The 15,877-nt window shown below is 72.8% G+C and carries 12 protein-coding genes; 5 read left to right on the top strand and 7 right to left on the bottom strand.

Going from position 1 to position 15,877, the window contains the following annotated elements; genetic code table 11:
- The first annotated feature begins 128 nt into the window (after positions 1 to 128).
- The 3 genes from OHA19_RS22325 (at position 129) to OHA19_RS22315 (ending at position 4,706) form a co-directional block, all read left to right on the top strand.
- Positions 129 to 1,334, top strand: coding sequence for a cytochrome P450 (locus tag OHA19_RS22325; RefSeq protein WP_405714017.1), 1,206 nt, complete (start codon positions 129 to 131; stop codon positions 1,332 to 1,334).
- A gap of 421 nt (positions 1,335 to 1,755) precedes the next feature.
- On the top strand, positions 1,756 to 2,814 hold the full coding sequence (locus tag OHA19_RS22320; protein ID WP_405714018.1) for a type III polyketide synthase: 1,059 nt from the start codon (positions 1,756 to 1,758) through the stop codon (positions 2,812 to 2,814).
- A 197-nt stretch (positions 2,815 to 3,011) separates the two neighbouring features.
- Complete coding sequence (locus OHA19_RS22315) at positions 3,012 to 4,706, top strand: bifunctional 3'-5' exonuclease/DNA polymerase (protein ID WP_405714020.1); 1,695 nt, start codon at positions 3,012 to 3,014, stop codon at positions 4,704 to 4,706.
- Here OHA19_RS22315 and OHA19_RS22310 read toward each other — a convergent pair.
- The 3 genes from OHA19_RS22310 to OHA19_RS22300 all read right to left on the bottom strand — a co-directional run bounded on the left by OHA19_RS22310 (position 4,666) and on the right by OHA19_RS22300 (position 7,377).
- Positions 4,666 to 4,875, bottom strand: coding sequence for a hypothetical protein (locus OHA19_RS22310; RefSeq protein WP_405714022.1), 210 nt, complete (start codon positions 4,873 to 4,875; stop codon positions 4,666 to 4,668). The genes OHA19_RS22315 and OHA19_RS22310 overlap by 41 nt on opposite strands.
- 152 nt (positions 4,876 to 5,027) lie before the next feature.
- Positions 5,028 to 5,861, bottom strand: coding sequence for a carbohydrate-binding protein (locus OHA19_RS22305; protein ID WP_405751278.1), 834 nt, complete (start codon positions 5,859 to 5,861; stop codon positions 5,028 to 5,030).
- A 157-nt stretch (positions 5,862 to 6,018) separates the two neighbouring features.
- A complete protein-coding gene (locus tag OHA19_RS22300; protein WP_405721602.1) occupies positions 6,019 to 7,377 on the bottom strand; it encodes a carbohydrate-binding protein in 1,359 nt (452 codons plus the stop codon).
- Between the two features lie 194 nt (positions 7,378 to 7,571).
- Between OHA19_RS22300 and OHA19_RS22295 the strand changes: the two genes are divergently transcribed.
- Positions 7,572 to 8,252, top strand: a complete 681-nt coding sequence (locus OHA19_RS22295; RefSeq protein WP_405714026.1) for a phosphotransferase — start codon at positions 7,572 to 7,574, stop codon at positions 8,250 to 8,252.
- Between the two features lie 20 nt (positions 8,253 to 8,272).
- On the opposite strand, the gene OHA19_RS22290 is transcribed toward OHA19_RS22295, so the two are convergent.
- The 3 genes from OHA19_RS22290 to OHA19_RS22280 all read right to left on the bottom strand — a co-directional run bounded on the left by OHA19_RS22290 (position 8,273) and on the right by OHA19_RS22280 (position 11,739).
- Entirely contained in the window at positions 8,273 to 9,493 is a 1,221-nt protein-coding gene (locus tag OHA19_RS22290; protein WP_405714028.1) for a serine hydrolase domain-containing protein, read from the bottom strand.
- A 135-nt stretch (positions 9,494 to 9,628) separates the two neighbouring features.
- Positions 9,629 to 10,753 carry a winged helix DNA-binding domain-containing protein gene (locus OHA19_RS22285; protein WP_405751275.1) on the bottom strand — a complete coding sequence of 375 codons (1,125 nt, stop codon included), beginning with the start codon at positions 10,751 to 10,753 and terminating at the stop codon, positions 9,629 to 9,631.
- Entirely contained in the window at positions 10,750 to 11,739 is a 990-nt protein-coding gene (locus OHA19_RS22280) for an MDR family NADP-dependent oxidoreductase (RefSeq protein WP_405714032.1), read from the bottom strand. Before OHA19_RS22280 ends, OHA19_RS22285 begins: the two co-directional genes overlap by 4 nt.
- 96 nt (positions 11,740 to 11,835) lie before the next feature.
- Here OHA19_RS22280 and OHA19_RS22275 point away from each other — a divergent pair, with 96 nt between their 5' ends.
- Positions 11,836 to 12,792 (top strand): helix-turn-helix transcriptional regulator, encoded by a 957-nt coding sequence (locus OHA19_RS22275; RefSeq protein ID WP_405714034.1) that lies wholly within the window; start codon positions 11,836 to 11,838, stop codon positions 12,790 to 12,792.
- Between the two features lie 70 nt (positions 12,793 to 12,862).
- Here OHA19_RS22275 and OHA19_RS22270 read toward each other — a convergent pair whose 3' ends face one another.
- Positions 12,863 to 15,877, bottom strand: a complete 3,015-nt coding sequence (locus OHA19_RS22270) for a hypothetical protein (protein WP_405751273.1) — start codon at positions 15,875 to 15,877, stop codon at positions 12,863 to 12,865.

Raw genomic sequence — 15,877 nt, 5'->3', positions numbered from 1 at the left:
GATCCCTTCTTCATATGGACCAATCGGACCGGGGCGGCGCGTGGCCCCGCGGACGACCGGGCACCCATGTCCCGTCCAAGCCCGCGATTGCGTGGACCACCCCGTCAGATCCCCGTCTGGAGCTCCGCATGGAACCAGTAGCCGGCGCACGGCACTGCCCGTTCGACTACGCCGAGGCCCTCGAATTCGACCCGGTGCTCAGGCACTTGATGACCGAAGAGCCCGTCTCCCGCATCCGCCTCCCGCACGGCGACGGCGAGGCATGGCTCGTCACCGGCTACGACGACGTGCGTACGGTGACCACCGACCGGCGCTTCAGCCGCACCGCCATCATCGGCCGGAACTTCCCGCGCATGACCCCCGAACCGATCGTCCAGGACGAGGCGATCAACGTGATGGACCCGCCGGGCAGCAGCCGCCTGCGCAGCCTGATCTCCAAGGGCTTCGCACCCCGCCACCTGGAGCGCATGCGGGTACGCACGCAGCATGTGGTCGACGAGCTGCTGGACCGCATGGAGGAGCACGGTGCCCCGGCCGACCTGTTCGAGCATCTGGCCGCCCCGCTGCCCCTGACCACCATCTGCGAGGTCCTCGACATCCCGGAGGCCGACCGCGCCCAACTGCGCGCCCACGCCCGGACCATGATGGACACCACGGTCGAGAACAAGAAAGCGGCGATCCAGTCCAAGGCCGAACTCCGCGGCTATTTCGAGGAGTTGACCGCCGAACGGCGCGCGAACCCGGGCGACGACCTGATCAGCGCGCTGGCCACCGCGCGCGACGGGGACGAAATCCTGAACGACCAGGAGCTGGCCGTCATGGCCATGGTCCTGCTCATCACCGGCCAGGACACCACCACGTACGAGATCGGGAACATCGCCTACACGCTGCTCACCAGGCCCGACGAGCTCGCCATGGTGCGCGACCGCCCCGAGATGCTCCCGCAGGCCATCGAGGAGCTGCTGCGCTTCATCCCCTTCCGCAAGGGTGTCGGCATCCCCCGGGTCGCCATGGAGGACGTGGAGCTGAGCGGCGTACAGATCCGGGAAGGGGACATCGTGCACGTCTCCTATCTGACGGCCAACCGCGACGGCCGGAAGTTCGACCGCCCCGACGAGCTGGACCTGGAGCGCCAGGGGCCGTCCCACATGACCTTCGGGTGGGGCGGGCACCACTGCCTCGGCGCCCCGCTGGCGGCCACAGAGCTCCAGATCGCCATCGGGACGCTGCTGAAGCGCTTCCCCGCGCTGAAACTGGCGGCTCCGGCCGAGGAGGTGCGCTGGAACAGGACGTCGATCTGGCGCTATCCCCTCGAACTGCCCGTCACCTGGTGACCGGGCGCCCCGGCAGCCGCCATCGATGATGCGCCCACCCCCGGCCGGCGGCAACCCGGGCCGCTCCGGGGCGCCGGCCGGGGCTCCTGCGAACAACACCCCACACCCTGCGCGGGCCCCGCGCGGCCCCGTCGGCGCCGCGCTCGGCGTGCGGCCCCGACCCGCCTGCCGTAACGTGATCCCGACGGCCACCCAAGCCGTGGCGGATCCGCTTCCGCCCACGAACGGCTAGAGCTCAGTCTTCGACGGTCGGCCCGTCCGCGCCCGTTCCAGGGGTACCTGACCCGGCGCCGGATTCCACCAGCGATCCGCATCCGCGCAACGCCGCGTGTGCGCGGAACCGTGGTGGCCGCCTCCGGCCGGGATGCCCCGGAACCGTTCGGGCCCGGCCGTGTGGACCAAGTCCGCTAGGAGGAGTTCCATGGCGGTTCTCTGCAAGCCGGCCATCGCGGTTCCCGAGTACGTCATCACCAACGAGGAAACCCTTGAGCTGGCCGAACGGTTGCATGGCGACCACCCGCAGATCGACCTGGTCCTTCGTCTGATCGAACACACCGGGGTGCAGAAACGGCATCTGATCCAGCCGATCGACAAGGTGCTGCAGCACCCGGGCTTCGACGCCCGCAGCATCACCTACGAGGAACACACCAAGGCCCGGGTTCCGGCGGTGGTACGCCAGGCACTCGACCAGGCCGAACTGGAGCCGGAGCAGATCGACTTGATCGTCTACGTCTCCTGCACCGGCTTCATGATGCCGCCGCCGACCGCCTGGCTCATCGGCGAGATGGGCTTCCGGCCGGAGACCCGGCAGCTGCCGATCGCGCAGCTCGGCTGCGCCGCCGGTGGCGCGGCGGTCAACCGGGCCCACGACTTCTGCACGGCGTACCCCGACGCCAATGTGCTGATCGTGGCCTGCGAGTTCTGCTCGCTCTGCTACCAGCCCACCGACCTGGGCGTGGGATCGCTGCTGTCCAACGGGCTGTTCGGCGACGGCATAGCCTCCGTCGTGCTCCGCGGCAGCGGGGGCACCGGAGTCCGCCTGGAGCGCAACGGGTCGTTCGTCATCCCGGCCACCGAGGACTGGATCTCCTACGCGGTCCGGTCCACCGGGTTCCACTTCCAGCTCGACAAGCGGGTGCCCGGAACCATGGAGCCCCTCGCACCGGCCCTGGAGGCGGTCGCCGAGGAGAACCAGTGGAACGCGGGCAAGATGGACTTCTACATCATCCACGCGGGCGGCCCGCGCATCCTGGACGACCTGAGTCACTTCCTGGACGTGCCGCCCGAGGCGTTCCGCTTCAGCCGCGCCACGCTCACCGAGTACGGCAACATAGCCAGCGCCGTGGTGCTCGACGCCCTCGGCCGCATGTTCGACGAGGCATCGGCCCTCGACGGCCACCGTGGCCTGATGGCCGGCTTCGGCCCCGGCATCACCGCCGAGATCTCGCTGGGCACCTGGACCAGCGAGTCCGAGTCCTGACGCCCGCCGCTCCCTCGGTCCCGGTACCCGCCGGGCACCGGAACCGGGGGACACACCTCGGGTCTTTCGTTTGGATCAGGCCGGATCAGGCACCGGGGCACGCGAGCCCGGCCTGATCCGAACGAGAGGCCCCAGGCCTCTCGGGGCTCGCCGCGCGCCGCGCCCCGTTGTCAGTGCCGGGTGCCAGACTCGAAGACATGACCGAACGGTGGGCTCTGGCCATGACGGAGACCGGCGGCGCCCTCCTCGCCCCGCTGGCCCCCACCGGCCTGCCCGCCGCCCCGGTCGTCGCCGAACCCGACCTGGTAGCGGCGGTCCGCTCCCGCCCGGACGTCACCCGCTGGGTGTGGCGGTCCACCGCCGAGGTCTACCCGCGGCTGCTCGCGGCCGGCGTCCCCGTGAGCCGTTGTTACGACATCGAGGTCGCCGAATCCCTCCTCCTCGCCCATGAGGGCCGGCTCGGCGAGCCCCGCTCCGCGGCCGCCGCCCACGCCCGCCTGCACAACGCCCCCGTGCCGCCCGATCCCCCGGCCCGCTCGGCGGAGCCCGGCTCGCAGTCCTCGCTCTTCGAGCCCCGTTCCGGCACGCAGCTCCCCTTCGAGGGCCTGCTCCAGGTGTACGCCGACCAGCTCCGCCGGCACGGCGCCACCGAGCACCCGGGCAGGATGCGCCTGCTCACGGCCGCCGAGTCGGCCGGCATGCTGGTCGCCGCCGAGATGAACAGATCCGGCCTCCCCTGGCGCGCCGACGTCCACCGCGACGTCCTGGACGAACTGCTCGGCGAGCGTTACGCGGGCGGCGGCGAGCCCCGCAGACTGGCCGAGCTGGCCGACGAGGTCTCGGCCGCCTTCGGCAGACGGGTCCGCCCCGACCTCCCCGCCGATGTGGTGAAGGCGTTCGCGCAGGCCGGCATCAAGGTGAAGTCCACCCGCCGCTGGGAGCTGGAGGAGCTGGACCACCCGGCGGTGGAGCCCCTCATCCGGTACAAGAAGCTGTACCGGATCTGGACGGCGCACGGCTGGAGCTGGCTCCAGGACTGGGTGCGCGACGGCCGCTTCCGCCCCGAATATCTGCCCGGCGGTACGGTCAGCGGCCGCTGGACGACCAACGGCGGAGGGGCGCTCCAGATCCCCAAGGTGATACGGCGGGCGGTCGTCGCCGACGAGGGCTGGTGCCTGGTCGTCGCGGACGCCGACCAGATGGAGCCCCGGGTGCTCGCCGCGATCTCCCGCGACCGCGGTCTGATGGAGGTGGCGGGCCATGACGGAGACCTGTACACGGCGCTGTCGGACCGGGCGTTCCACGGCGACCGGGACCACGCCAAGCTCGCGCTGCTGGGCGCGGTCTACGGCCAGACCTCGGGCGACGGCCTGAAGAATCTGGCCGCCCTGCGCCGGAGATTCCCGCTGGCCGTGGCCTATGTCGACGATGCCGCCAAGGCGGGCGAGGAAGGACGCCTCGTACGGACCTGGCTGGGCCGGACCAGCCCGCCCGCGGCCGGGAGCGGGGCGGACGAGGAGGCCGGCATCCCTCAGGAGAGCCCGGACACACCCTCCGCCGACGGCGGATTCACCCCTGGTTACGCCTCGACGAACGCCCGCGCGCGGGGCCGCTTCACCCGCAACTTCGTGGTGCAGGGCAGCGCCGCCGACTGGGCGCTGCTGCTCCTGGCCGCCCTGCGCCGATCGCTCGGCTCGGCCGGTCTCCGGGCGGAGCTGGTCTTCTTCCAGCACGACGAGGTGATCGTGCACTGCCCACGGGAGGAGGCCCGGACCGTGGTGGAGGCGATCCGGGCGGCCGGTGAGCTGGCCGGGCGGACCGCCTTCGGTGAGACACCGGTGCGTTTCCCGTTCACGACGGCGGTGGTGGAGCGTTATTCGGATGCGAAGTAGAGCCGGGGCCGGGAGCGGGGCCGGGGTCCTCGTCGAACCCGGCCAGCCCGCGGTCGTAGTGCGCCGGACGCAGATGCTGGTGCCGGTGGCGGGCGTTGAGCAGATGGATGACGAACGCTGCGATCGCGATCATCGCGAGGACGACCACGACCGTGACCAGGGTGTCCATGCGATACCGGCCCCCTTCGATGCGCAGGCCGACACGAGCGGCTCACCGGGAGCCGTACGTATCCAGGCTACTCCGATGCCCGGAGCGCGCCCCGCGGGGAAGATCCCCGGGGGCACGCCCGCGCGGCGGCGCAAGCCCGCCGTGCCGCGTCGCTACCCGCGTTCCCACAGCGCGGGGACGTTCGGCGGTTCCCAGCCGGCCATGGCCGAGTGCGCCTGCAGACAGCGGTACGCGACCCCGCCGTACGTGACGCGGTCGCCCGCGCTGTAGAGCGTTCCGGCCGCCCAGGTGGAGCCGGGCGGGTCGGTCGGCGGGTCGGTGGGCGGATCGGTCGGACCCTGGTCGACGTCGAGGACGAAATCGAACGTCCCCTCCCGCCCCGAGCCGATCTCCCGGACGTTCATCAGGAGCGCCGGGTCGAAGATCGAGTCGGTGTTGTTGCGCGGCTCGTCGGGGAAGTACAGCTGGGTGGTCAGGATGCCCGAGCCGGGCGCCTTGACCTTGACGTGGATGTGGCGCGTGCGCCCCGGGTACAGCCCCGCCACGATCGTGGTCAGGCTGAAGGCCCCCGACTGATCGGTGAACTGGTGCCCTCGGAAGGCGAATCCGCTCATGTCGTACGCGCCGTAGGTGTCGGCCTGCCAGAAGTCCAGCAGCGCTCCGGGGACGGGCTTGCAGGCCCGCCCGAAGACATAGCCGCTCACGGTCAGCGGGACACCGGGCGTGCCGGCGGTCACCAGGCTCGTACGGAGCGGGGAGTCGGGCTTGAAGTAGGGACCCTCGATCTGGTCGTGGGTCGGACCGTCGCCGTCGTCGCAGTTCGGCGTGGGTACCAGCGGCCGGCCACCGGTACCGGCATCACGGGCCAGCGCGACGCCGCCGCCGGCGAGCAGCGGGACGGTACCGGCGACGAGCGCGGCCTTGAGCAGTGTCTTGCGGCTGATCCGGTGGTCGCCGCCGGGGCCTTCGGTCGGTTCTGGGGTCATGGCTGATTCCTCGGGTGGGGGAAGGGCACGTGCATGACACAGAGCGGGGCGGGGGGGTGCGCGCCGCCCGGCCGGGAGGCGTGGAGTTGAGGCCGGGCGGGCGCGGTATCCGGTGGCGGCCCCGCCGAGGCCGCCGGACTGGCCGCGGGAGCGGCTGTCAGACGCGCTGCCAGAGAGCCGGCACGTTCGGCGGCGTCCAGCCGGGCTGCGCCTGGTGCGGCTGGAGGCAGCGGTAGCTGTCGGAGCCGTACGTCACGACATCGCCCGCCGCGTACGTCGTGCCCGCCGCCCAGCTGCCGCCCGGTTCGGTCGGCGGGTCGGTGGGCGGGTCGGTCGGGGTGCCGCTGGTCATCAGCGTCAGCCCGTACGCCTGGAGCGCCGGGTTCACCGGCTGGAAGTAGGTCGTACCGCCCTGGGAGCAGTTGCCGGAGCCACCGGAGGTGACACCCTGCGCCTGGCTGCCGGAGATGAACGAACCGCCGGAGTCACCGGGTTCGGCGCACACATTGGTGCGGGTGACGCCGGAGACGGTGCCCTCCTGGTAGGTGACGCTGGTGTTGCGCTGCTGGACCGTCCCGCAGTGCCAGCCGGTCGTCGAGCCGGAGCGGCAGACCGACGAACCCTCCAGCGCCTCGGTGGACCCGGTGACCGTCACATCGCCGTTGCCGTAGCCGTTCACCAGGGCGCGCGGCGTCCAGCCGGTGTTGGTGGCGACCCAGGAGTAGTCGCGGCCGGGGAAGGTGGAGCCCTGGAAGGAGCCCTGGGCCTGCTGGTTGTACCCGCTGGTGCTGACCCCCGGCGTTCCGCAGTGACCGGCGCTGACGAAGCCGGACTGACCGCCGCGCTTGACGGGGAAGCCTATGGAGCAGCGCCCCGAACCGTTCATGTAGTACGCGTCACCGCCCCGCAGGTCGGCGTACGTGCGCGGCTGCTCGGTCGATCGGCGGACCGTCACCACATCGCGGGACACCCCCGCCCGGTCGAGGAACCCATCGGCGTCCGAAGCGCGGGCGGCCTGCACGAGGACCCGGTTGGTGGCCACGTCGACGTACCAGACCGGCACACCGGTGGGCGCCTTGCGCAGCGCCACCCGGTCCAACGCGGCCTTGGCTCCGTCGAGTTCGGCCTGACTGTGCTCGACGACCACGGGCCTGGCGCCGGCCTCGCGGATCCGGGCGGCGTCCGCGGCATCGGTGGTGGCGACGGTCAGGGCCGCGTCGTCACCGGCCATCCTGGCCCCGGCGAAGTCCGCCCCGAGGGAGTGCTTCAGCCCGGCGGCGACGGCCGTCGCCGCGGTCTCGTGGTCGATCCGGCTGCGCGCCTCGTCGGCGGTCAGTCCGAGATCGCGCTGCATGGCCTTCAGCAGACCGGGCGAGAGCTGCCCGGTCCCCGTGGCGGTGGGGGTGCGGAGCTGGGCGGCCGGATCGGCGGACGCGCTGCCGGTCAGACCGGCCAGCGCGAGCGCGCCGACGGCCACGGTGGCGGTACACGCGGCCAGGGCACGTCTGCGGAGCATGGGGCTCTCCACGGAACTCTCCTTGACTTCGGGGGAATTGCCGTCAAGGTAGCCGCGTACACGTCATCCGCAGGAGATCCCGTCCGCCCCCTCACTTCGCGTTATGGGGCCGCTGACCGGCGACAACGGGCCCCCTGCCCCATGGCCGCGCCGCGAAGGTCCACATACGTCGCCGATGCCCGTAGGTTCGCCCCATGCGAATTGGTGAGTTGCTGGGTGCCGGACGGTCCGCCGATGTGTACGCACTCGACGAGAAGTGGGTGCTGCGCCGTTACCGCGACGGCATGGACGCCACTCACGAGTGGATGGTCATGTCCTATCTCGGCGCGCACGGCTTCCCGGTCCCCCGCCTGGGCCCCCGGGAGACCGGAACGGCTCCCCGCGACCTGGTGCTGCAACGTCTGACCGGCCCGACGATGCTGGAATCCCTGCTGGCCGGCGACCTGCCGGTGACCGAGGCGGCGGCCGTGCTGGCCGGCCTGCTCGCCGAGCTCCACACCGTCCCGGCCCGGCTCTCCCCGGACCCCGAGGACCGGATCCTCCACCTGGACCTGCACCCGGACAACGTGATGCTGACGGACCGGGGTCCGGTCGTGATCGACTGGAGCAACACCGAGGAGGGCGTCCCGGCCGCGGACCGGGCGATGACCTCCCTGATCCTGGCCCAGGCCGCGGTCGACCCCGGGTTCACCGCACCGGCGGACGCCCGCGCCCTGCTGGAAGCCCTGCTTCCGCACTTCTCCGCATCCGGCGGCATCCCCGCCCGCCACCTCGCCGAGGCCGCCGCGCGCCGCGCGGCCGACCCGGCGATGAGCCCGCGGGAAGTGGCCCTGATCGGCCGGGCGGCATCACTGGTCGAAGAACTGACACCCTGACGACGGCCGTACGGTCCGCCTCACCGCCCGGCGGGCTGGGCCGGCAGCGTATAGACGTGCTGCGGGGTCACGACGCGGGTGATCGCCTCGCCGAAGAGGGTGCTCGGCTCCGAACCCCGGTGATCCGTGTCCGTGTTGAGGAGCACCACCAGGGTCGCCCTGCTCTCCGGCAGGTAGACGACGAGGGACTCGTACCCCGGCAGCGAGCCGTTGTGCCCGACCCAGCCATGGACGTCGAAGACGCCCAGGCCGTAGCCGGTGTCCGGCAGACCGCTGGGGACCGTCCTCAGCCGCTCGGCCTGGGTGGCCGGGGTGAGCAGAGTGCCGGTGGCGAGCACCCGGGCCCAGGTCCGCAGATCACGCTGGTCGGAGATCGCGCCCCCGGCGGCCCATGCCCAGGAGGGGTTCCAGTACGTGGCGTTCTCGGTCCTGCCGCTCGCCGTCTGGTCGGTGTACCCCTGGGCGTGCGGGGCGGGGAACGCCGCGGTCCGCGGCAGGAACGTGTGGTTCATGCCCGCCGGCCCGAAGACATTCCGTTCCAGGTAGTCCGCCAGCGGCCGGCCGCTCACCTTCTCCACCACGAGCCCCAGCAGAATCGCGTTGGTGTTGGAGTACTCGAACTTCTCGCCCGGCTGGAACTGCACGGGGTGCTTGAAGGAGTAGTCCAGCAACTCCTGTGGTGTGAACGGCCGTTGCGGGTCGCTTGTCAGTGCCTTGAAGAAATCGGGATCCATGGAGTAGTTGAAGAGTCCGCTGCGCATCCCCGCCAGCTCGCGCAATGTGATCCGGTCCCCGTCGGGAACCCCCTTCACGTACTTCCCGATCGGATCGTCCAGCCCGGCCTTGCCCTGGTCGACCAGGGTGAGCAGCGCCGTCACGGTGAACGTCTTGGTCACACTGCCGACCCGCATGTTGAGACCGGCCGACATGGGCGCCCCCGAACTCTTGTCGGCGACCCCGAAGGCCCGGACGTAGCTCCCCTTCCCCGGGACCCACAGCCCGACCGAGACACCGGGCACCCGCGCATCGCTCATGACCTGCCGGACCGCCCGGTCCAGCTGCCGGGCCACGGCGGGGGTGAGCGGCGGGAAGTCCTCGGAGGGCGACGCGGAGGAGGCGGACACGGAAGGTGACGGGGTCCCTTCCGGCCAGGCACTCCCCACCGGCACCGAAACAACCAGCGTTCCTGCCGCCACAGCGGCCGCGGCCCCCCTGCGCAGTCGGGCGTGCGAGCGCGTCATGGGCCGACTCCCGTCACGAGAGAAGAGAACTCGAACTCCACAAGCAGCGTAGGCCCGCGGCGGCAGGGGCGCACGGACAGGGACGCGCGGACCGGGGCGCACGGACCGGGACCGCCGCCGTACGACCGGTGCCCCTCAGGACGGCCGGCTCACCACCTCGCCGCAGGACACCGTCGTGCCTCCCACGAACGGCAGCAGCCGCTCCGCCTCCTGTTCCAGGGCCGCCCGATCGGTCGCGGAGAGCGGCCGCAGCGGAGCGAGCCGCAGCGTGCCCGCGTCGAGGGACCACGTTCCGTGAACCCGGCCGTCGACCAGGAAGGCGGGCCGCACCAGCGCCCGGCCGGGCATCACGTGTCCTCGGTCCTCGTCGCCGATGACCCGGGTGCGGTCGGCGTGGCCGAGCAGGACGTTGTCGAAGGCCGGCAGCAGCCGCACCGGGGCGGGCGTCCCGGGGTCGGGCAGCTCCGCGTCGGCCAGGTCGAACAGGTCCCGGCCGTCGGGGTCGCGGTAGCGGCGCAGTTCGCCGCGCATCGACTCGACGACCTCGCCCAGGCGGGTCAGCCCGCACCACGCCTGTACGTCCTTCACCCCGGCCGGGCCGAAGCCGGCCAGGTAGCGGCGGATCTGCACCTTCGCCGTTTCCCGGGCAGCGGCCGCCGTCGCCGCGGTCGCCATCGGCCGGCCCAGCCAGACCTCGGCGGGAGTGACGGAGACCGCCGACCGGTTGCCCCAGGAGCCCCAGGCACCGGTGGCCGCGCCATGGACGAGGGAAGTGCTCAGCTCCACCTGCCCGGCCAGGACCCGCCCGTCGCGGCCCGGATGGCGTTCGGCCAGCCGCCGGGCCAGCTCCTTGCGCGACAGGGTCCCGCCCGCGAGCAGGCCGAGCGCCTCGGCCACCAAGGAGGCCGTGTCCAGGCCGGTGCTGTTCCGGGTGAAGTGCGGTGCGCCGGCGGTGCGGTCGAGCACGGGTTGCAGCAGGGGCCGCAGCCGGCGGAAGTCGTCGGCCGCGGCGAGGTGCTGGGTGGAGCGGAGCAGCCCGGAGCGGACCACCTGCCGGTCCTCCAGCAACCCGGTGAGCTGCGACTGCGTGAAGCCGTGGATCCTGCTCCACAGCCCCACATAGGCCCAGTTGGGCTCCTGCGCCTGGAGTGCGACCAGCCGCCCGATCACCTCCAGCGCGGTGCGATCGGTGCGGGCCAGCAGGAACTGGCGGTCCATCAATGCCCGGTTCAGGGCCCGGAGAGAGAGGGTGGTGGTCACGACAGCCGCACCGACACATTGCCCCGGTAGGAACCCTGCAGCAGGGCCAGGAACGCCGCCGGCACGTCCTCTATCCCGCCCTCGATCACCGTCTGCGGGTAGACGAACCAGCCCGCGTCCAGCCAGGTGCTGAAGCGCTCCCGCCAGGCCGCGATCTGATCGGGTGTGTGGTGGCAGGAGAACGGCAGCAGCTTCACGCCCCTGGACTCGGCCACCGCCCGGTCGGGCTCGGGGAAGCGCTCCGCCGCGTCGCCGAGCTGGCTCGACAGCGAGCCGCACAGCGCGAAGCGCGCCCCGGGCCGGGCCGCCTGCAACGCGGCGGCGTACTGCTCGCCGCCCACGACGTCGAAGAACACCGAGATGCCGTCGGGCGCGAGCTCCCTCAGCCGGTCCGCCGGGGAGCCGTCGTGGTAGTCGAACGCGGCGTCGTAGCCGAGCTCGTTCACCAGGTAGTCGGCCTTCTCCGGGCTTCCGGCGCTGCCGATCACCCGCGCCGCCCCGAGACACCTGGCGATCTGCCCGGCCAGCGAACCGACCCCGCCCGCCGCCCCGGAGACGAACACCACGTCGCCCTCGCCCACGGCCGCCACGTCGGCCATCCCGTAGTACGCGGTCGGCCCCTGGCCGAGATGGTGGCCGGGGTCGGGGAAGAGCCCGCGGTCGAGCTTGACGTACCCGGCGGCCGGGCCTGCCGAGTACTCGCTCCAGCCGGTCATCGACTGGACCAGGTCACCGACCGCGAGCTCGGGGCTGTCGGACCGGACGACCGTGCCGATGGTGGCGACCCCCACCTTCTGGCCGGGCTGCCAGGCGGGCACCGGGATGGTGCAGTCGGCCCGCATCAGCTCCAGATACGTCGCGGCAAGCCCCACCTGGTCGGTCCGCACCAGGACCTCGCCGTCCACCTCCGTCCTGGCGACGGTGAAGTGGTCGGGGGTGGGGATGCCGGTGATCTGAGCTGCCAGCCGGATCTCGCGGGTGATCATTTCCTGGTCCTCACGTCGGTCCTGTTCGGCCTTCGGGATCGACCCTAGAAAGGCTTCCGGTCACTTTCCGTCCGGAAGTCGAGGGAGGATCCCGGCATGGCGAACACCAGCTCACGGACGCTCAGACTGCTCTCGCTGCTGCAGACCCACCGCCACTGGCCCGGCCTCGAACTGGCCGGCCGGCTCGGGGTGTCCGAGCGGACCCTGCGCCGCGACATCGACCGGCTGCGCGAGCTCGGCTACCCGGTCAGCGCGGCCCGGGGCACGGACGGCGGCTACCAGCTCTCACCCGGCGCGGTCCTGCCGCCGCTGCTGCTGGACGACGAGGAGGCGGTGGCTCTCGCGGTCGGCATCGGCGACGCCGCACGGAGCGGGATCGCGGGGATGGAGGAGGCGTCCCTGCGCGCGCTCACCAAGGTGGTACGGGTCCTGCCGCCCCGGCTGCGGGCCAGGGTGGACGCCCTGGGCGCGATGACCGTCTCCGCCTCCTCGTCCGGGCCGGTGGTCGCGGCGGGGGTGCTCACCGCGATCGCCCAGGCCTGCCGGGACGAGGAACGGCTGCGGTTCGGCTACACGTCCAGGGGCTCGGCGCCGACCGGGCGCGAGGTCGAGCCGCACCGCGTCGTCGCCGGCGACGGACGCTGGTACCTGGTCGCCTACGACCTGCACCGGCACGACTGGCGCAGCTTCCGCCTGGACCGGATGACCGACCCGACGGCGACCGGCACGCGCTTCCGGCCCCGCCCGCTCCCGGTCGACGACGCCGCGGCCTTCGTCCGGGCGACGAGCGGCGCCCCCGCCCCGTACCGGGTCGAGGTCCTGGTCCACGCGCCCGCCGAGCGGATCCGGCGGACGGTCGGTCAGTGGGGCACGATCGAACCGCTCGACGCGAACAGCTGCCGCCTCACCCTGTCCTCCACCTCCCTCGACTGGCCGGCCCAGGCGCTGGGCAACATGAGGGCCGAGTTCGAGATCCTCGGGCCACCGGAGTTCGTCGCCCACATCCACGAATGGGGCGCCCGCTTCCTGCGGGCCGCCCGCACACCCCGGTGACCCGCCCCGCCGCCGCGCGGGACGGATCACCGGGCGCGTCCGGCCGATGCCCGCAGGAGCGGGTGGAACGTCACTCCTCGTCGCGCAGCCGGGCCGCCAAGGAGGTCAGCGGCTCGGTCTCCCCGGTGTGCCCCAGTGCGTTCAGTCGGGAGACCGCCGCGGCGAGGCGGGGAAGGGCCGCGGCGGGCCGCTCCAGATAGATGCCCTCCACGGCACCCGCGAGACGGACGCACTCGGCCCACTCCCCGGCCTGGTCCTCCTCCGCCCCCGGCTCGCCGAGCAGGGCGAGGGCCTTCTCCAGGGCGGCCAGGGCAGCCTCGTACTCACCGGCGTAGGCGTTGACCCGCCCGTGCTCGTAGGCCAGGGCGGTGTCCAGGGAACGGCTGCGGGCCTCGTACTCGGCGGCGCGGGCCTCGTCGGCGATCCGGCCGGCGTCGGCGAGGAGCGCGAGGGCATCGGCCAGACCGTCGGGGCCCTGCTGCTCGGCCCGGAGCCGGGCGAGTTCGCGCAGGCAGTTGCTGAGCTGCTCGTAGCGCGGGGACCGGGCATGGGCGGCGAGCGCCTGGTCCACGGCCTCGCGTGCCCGGTCGAACTCACCGGACTCGCCGAGGAGTACGGCCGCCTCCGCGGCGATCATGGCGTGGCTCCCCGGGTCGTCCTCCCAGCCGGCCGACTCGGCCGCGAGGGCGACGAGCTCCGCCACCGCGACCTTGAGGTCCTGCCCCGCGTGCAGCGCGCGGGCGCGGGTCAGGCGCAGCTGAGCGACGAGCCGGTCGTCCACCTCGCCGGCGGCGACGTCCGGTTCGGCCAGGAGCGAGTCGAGCAGGGCGATGCAGTCCTCGACGCGGCCGAGGTCGAGGCAGAGCTGAGCCGCGTTGCTGTAGGAGCAGTACGCGTCCGTCCGGCTGCCGCGGCGCAGCTCCAGCTCCGCCGAGCGCGTCAGGTGCCGCAGCGCCTCGTCGGGGCTGCCGAGGTGCATGCACGCCTCGGCCAGATCGCTGTGGAGACGGGCGGCGTCGACCACGTCGGCCGGCCAGTCGGCGGCCAGTCGCAGGCCCTCGGTCAGGTCCGCCCGTGCGGCCCGCGCGTCTTGGAGGGCGAGCTGGAGCCGGCCACGCAGTGCGAGCGTGCGGGGCAGGTGCCAGGCGGGGCCGTGCGTCTTCAGCCGGTCGAGGAGGCCGTCGATCCCGGTGACCGCGGCGGGCAGGTCACCGGAGAGGGCGTGGGTGGTGGCCCGCAGCAGGACCGCGCCGGAGATCTGCCCGTCGAGATCGTGCCGGGTGGCGAACGCGTGCAGCAGCTCTGCCTCGGCGAGGACCGGCGCGACGTGCTCCTCGCTCCCCGACATCTGCAGGCGCAGGCCCAGCGCGGTCGCCCGCAGCCGCAGCAGGCGCGCCTCCTGGTACGGGGCAGGGCCGGGCGTCTCCTCGTGCAGTCGGACCATGGAGGCGTGGGCGGCGGTCAGCGCGGCGGCCTTCGCCCCGGCTCCGTCGGCAGCCTCCACCTCACCTCCATCGGTCGCGCCGGCGGCGCTCGCCGCACCTCCATCGGCGGCTGTCGCCTCGCCTCCGTCGCCGCCCTCCGCGGGGATCTGGGCGGTGGCGAGCAGGGCGCAGGCGCGGGCGACCGCGGCGTCGCCCGGTACTCCGGCGTCGTCGTAGAGGCCCGCGGCCTCCTCGTGGAGGACGGCGGCCTCGGCGTACTCGTCCTTCTCGCCCGTCCGGCTCGCCTCGTCGCTCAGCAGGTCCGCGCGCAGCCGTGCGAGCGGACCCACGGCCGGGTCGTCGGGATGGGTGTAGTCGCGGGAGGCGACGAGCGTATGCAGCTTCGCCCAGCGCGCCTTTGCGTCCGGGTGCCCCTGCTCGTCCAACGCCCGTGCCTGGAGGATGAGTTCGGGCAGCGAATCCGGGACCGCGGCGGCGGTACGGGCCGGGGTCGCGGCGACCGGGGCGGCCGGGGCGACCTCGTCGAGGCCGCGGGTGCGCAGGGTGAGTTCCAGCGCGTCCACGAGCGGGGCACGGTCGAGGCGGGCCCTGCGGCGGTCGGTGTGGGCCGTGGTGCCGTTGCGGGCGTCGAAGCGGGCGGCGAGGTCGTCGGCACGGCCCCGCACCTCGGTGCGCAGGCCGGCCACCGTCCAGGTGCGGCCGGTGTATCCGGCGGCGGGCAGTTCGCCGTGGCCGAGGAGCTCGACGCGTTGGAGGAGGACCTCCACGCCGGTGAGGAAGTCGAACAGGTCCAGCGGCGAGTCCACCTCACCGAACAGGTTCCGGTTCTCGGCGAGCAGCTCCAGGCCGCGTGTCTCGTTGCCGGTCAGCGCGCAGAACTCCAGGTGCCGGCCGACCTCTCCGGCCATCGAGGGGTTGCGGCGGCAGTTGCGGTAGCCGGCGAGGTGCAGTTCGCGGGCCCGGTCGGCGCGGCCGTCGCGCAGCAGGGGCAACAGCGCGTACGAGACGGAGCGGGCCGGCTCCTCCTGGCAGGACTCCTTCCCGGCCAGGACGGGTTCCCAGGCGTCCAGCGCCCGTTCGTCGTCGCCCGCCGCGAGGTGGTGCAGGGCGCGCTCGCAGATCTCGCAGGCCTCGCAGTCGCTGAGCCGGGTCCGGGAGCGGCCGGCCCACAGCTCGTAGGCGAGGGTGGTGTCCTCGCCGACGTGCGCGGCCAGCTGGTACGCCTGACCGTAGTAGGGCTGAAGGCCCAGGCCGGCCTTCTCGTACCGGTCGCGCATCTCGGTCAGCCACTGGTGCAGGGCGCCCAGCGGAATCTCGGGCAGCACACGCAGCGCGTTGGCCACCCACTTGAACCGCCAGAACAGGGTGTGGCGGCGGCGCTCGTCGAAGACGTCGGGCTGCTCGTCGAACATGGTGAGCAGGCGCGCGAAGACGACGGGCGACTTCCGGGGTTCGGAGCCGTAGGTGTACGCCTCCTGGAGCTCGAAGAGCGCGTGAACGAGCGGTACGGGCTCCGCGAACTGCTCCGCGGCGTCCACGAGTTCCTCGGCGGTGACCGTGCGGGTGCGGCCGTAGGGGCGCCGGTCGTTCTCCTCCAGCGCCTGGTACAGCTCGTCGGTGTTCTGGGGTGCGGTCGGCAT

This window comes from Streptomyces sp. NBC_00012, from assembly GCF_045040875.1.
GTDB lineage: Bacteria > Actinomycetota > Actinomycetes > Streptomycetales > Streptomycetaceae > Streptomyces.
Note: the sequence above shows the minus strand (reverse complement) of the source record. Positions and strands in the feature narration are given on the sequence as shown.

Coding starts and splice junctions, on each gene's coding strand:
- OHA19_RS22325 (WP_405714017.1), top strand. CDS start 129: ATGGAACCAGTAGCCGGCGCACGGCACTGCCCGTTCGACTACGCCGAG.
- OHA19_RS22320 (WP_405714018.1), top strand. CDS start 1,756: ATGGCGGTTCTCTGCAAGCCGGCCATCGCGGTTCCCGAGTACGTCATC.
- OHA19_RS22315 (WP_405714020.1), top strand. CDS start 3,012: ATGACCGAACGGTGGGCTCTGGCCATGACGGAGACCGGCGGCGCCCTC.
- OHA19_RS22310 (WP_405714022.1), bottom strand. CDS start 4,875: ATGGACACCCTGGTCACGGTCGTGGTCGTCCTCGCGATGATCGCGATC.
- OHA19_RS22305 (WP_405751278.1), bottom strand. CDS start 5,861: ATGACCCCAGAACCGACCGAAGGCCCCGGCGGCGACCACCGGATCAGC.
- OHA19_RS22300 (WP_405721602.1), bottom strand. CDS start 7,377: ATGCTCCGCAGACGTGCCCTGGCCGCGTGTACCGCCACCGTGGCCGTC.
- OHA19_RS22295 (WP_405714026.1), top strand. CDS start 7,572: ATGCGAATTGGTGAGTTGCTGGGTGCCGGACGGTCCGCCGATGTGTAC.
- OHA19_RS22290 (WP_405714028.1), bottom strand. CDS start 9,493: ATGACGCGCTCGCACGCCCGACTGCGCAGGGGGGCCGCGGCCGCTGTG.
- OHA19_RS22280 (WP_405714032.1), bottom strand. CDS start 11,739: ATGATCACCCGCGAGATCCGGCTGGCAGCTCAGATCACCGGCATCCCC.
- OHA19_RS22275 (WP_405714034.1), top strand. CDS start 11,836: ATGGCGAACACCAGCTCACGGACGCTCAGACTGCTCTCGCTGCTGCAG.
- OHA19_RS22270 (WP_405751273.1), bottom strand. CDS start 15,877: ATGCCGACCGCACCCCAGAACACCGACGAGCTGTACCAGGCGCTGGAG.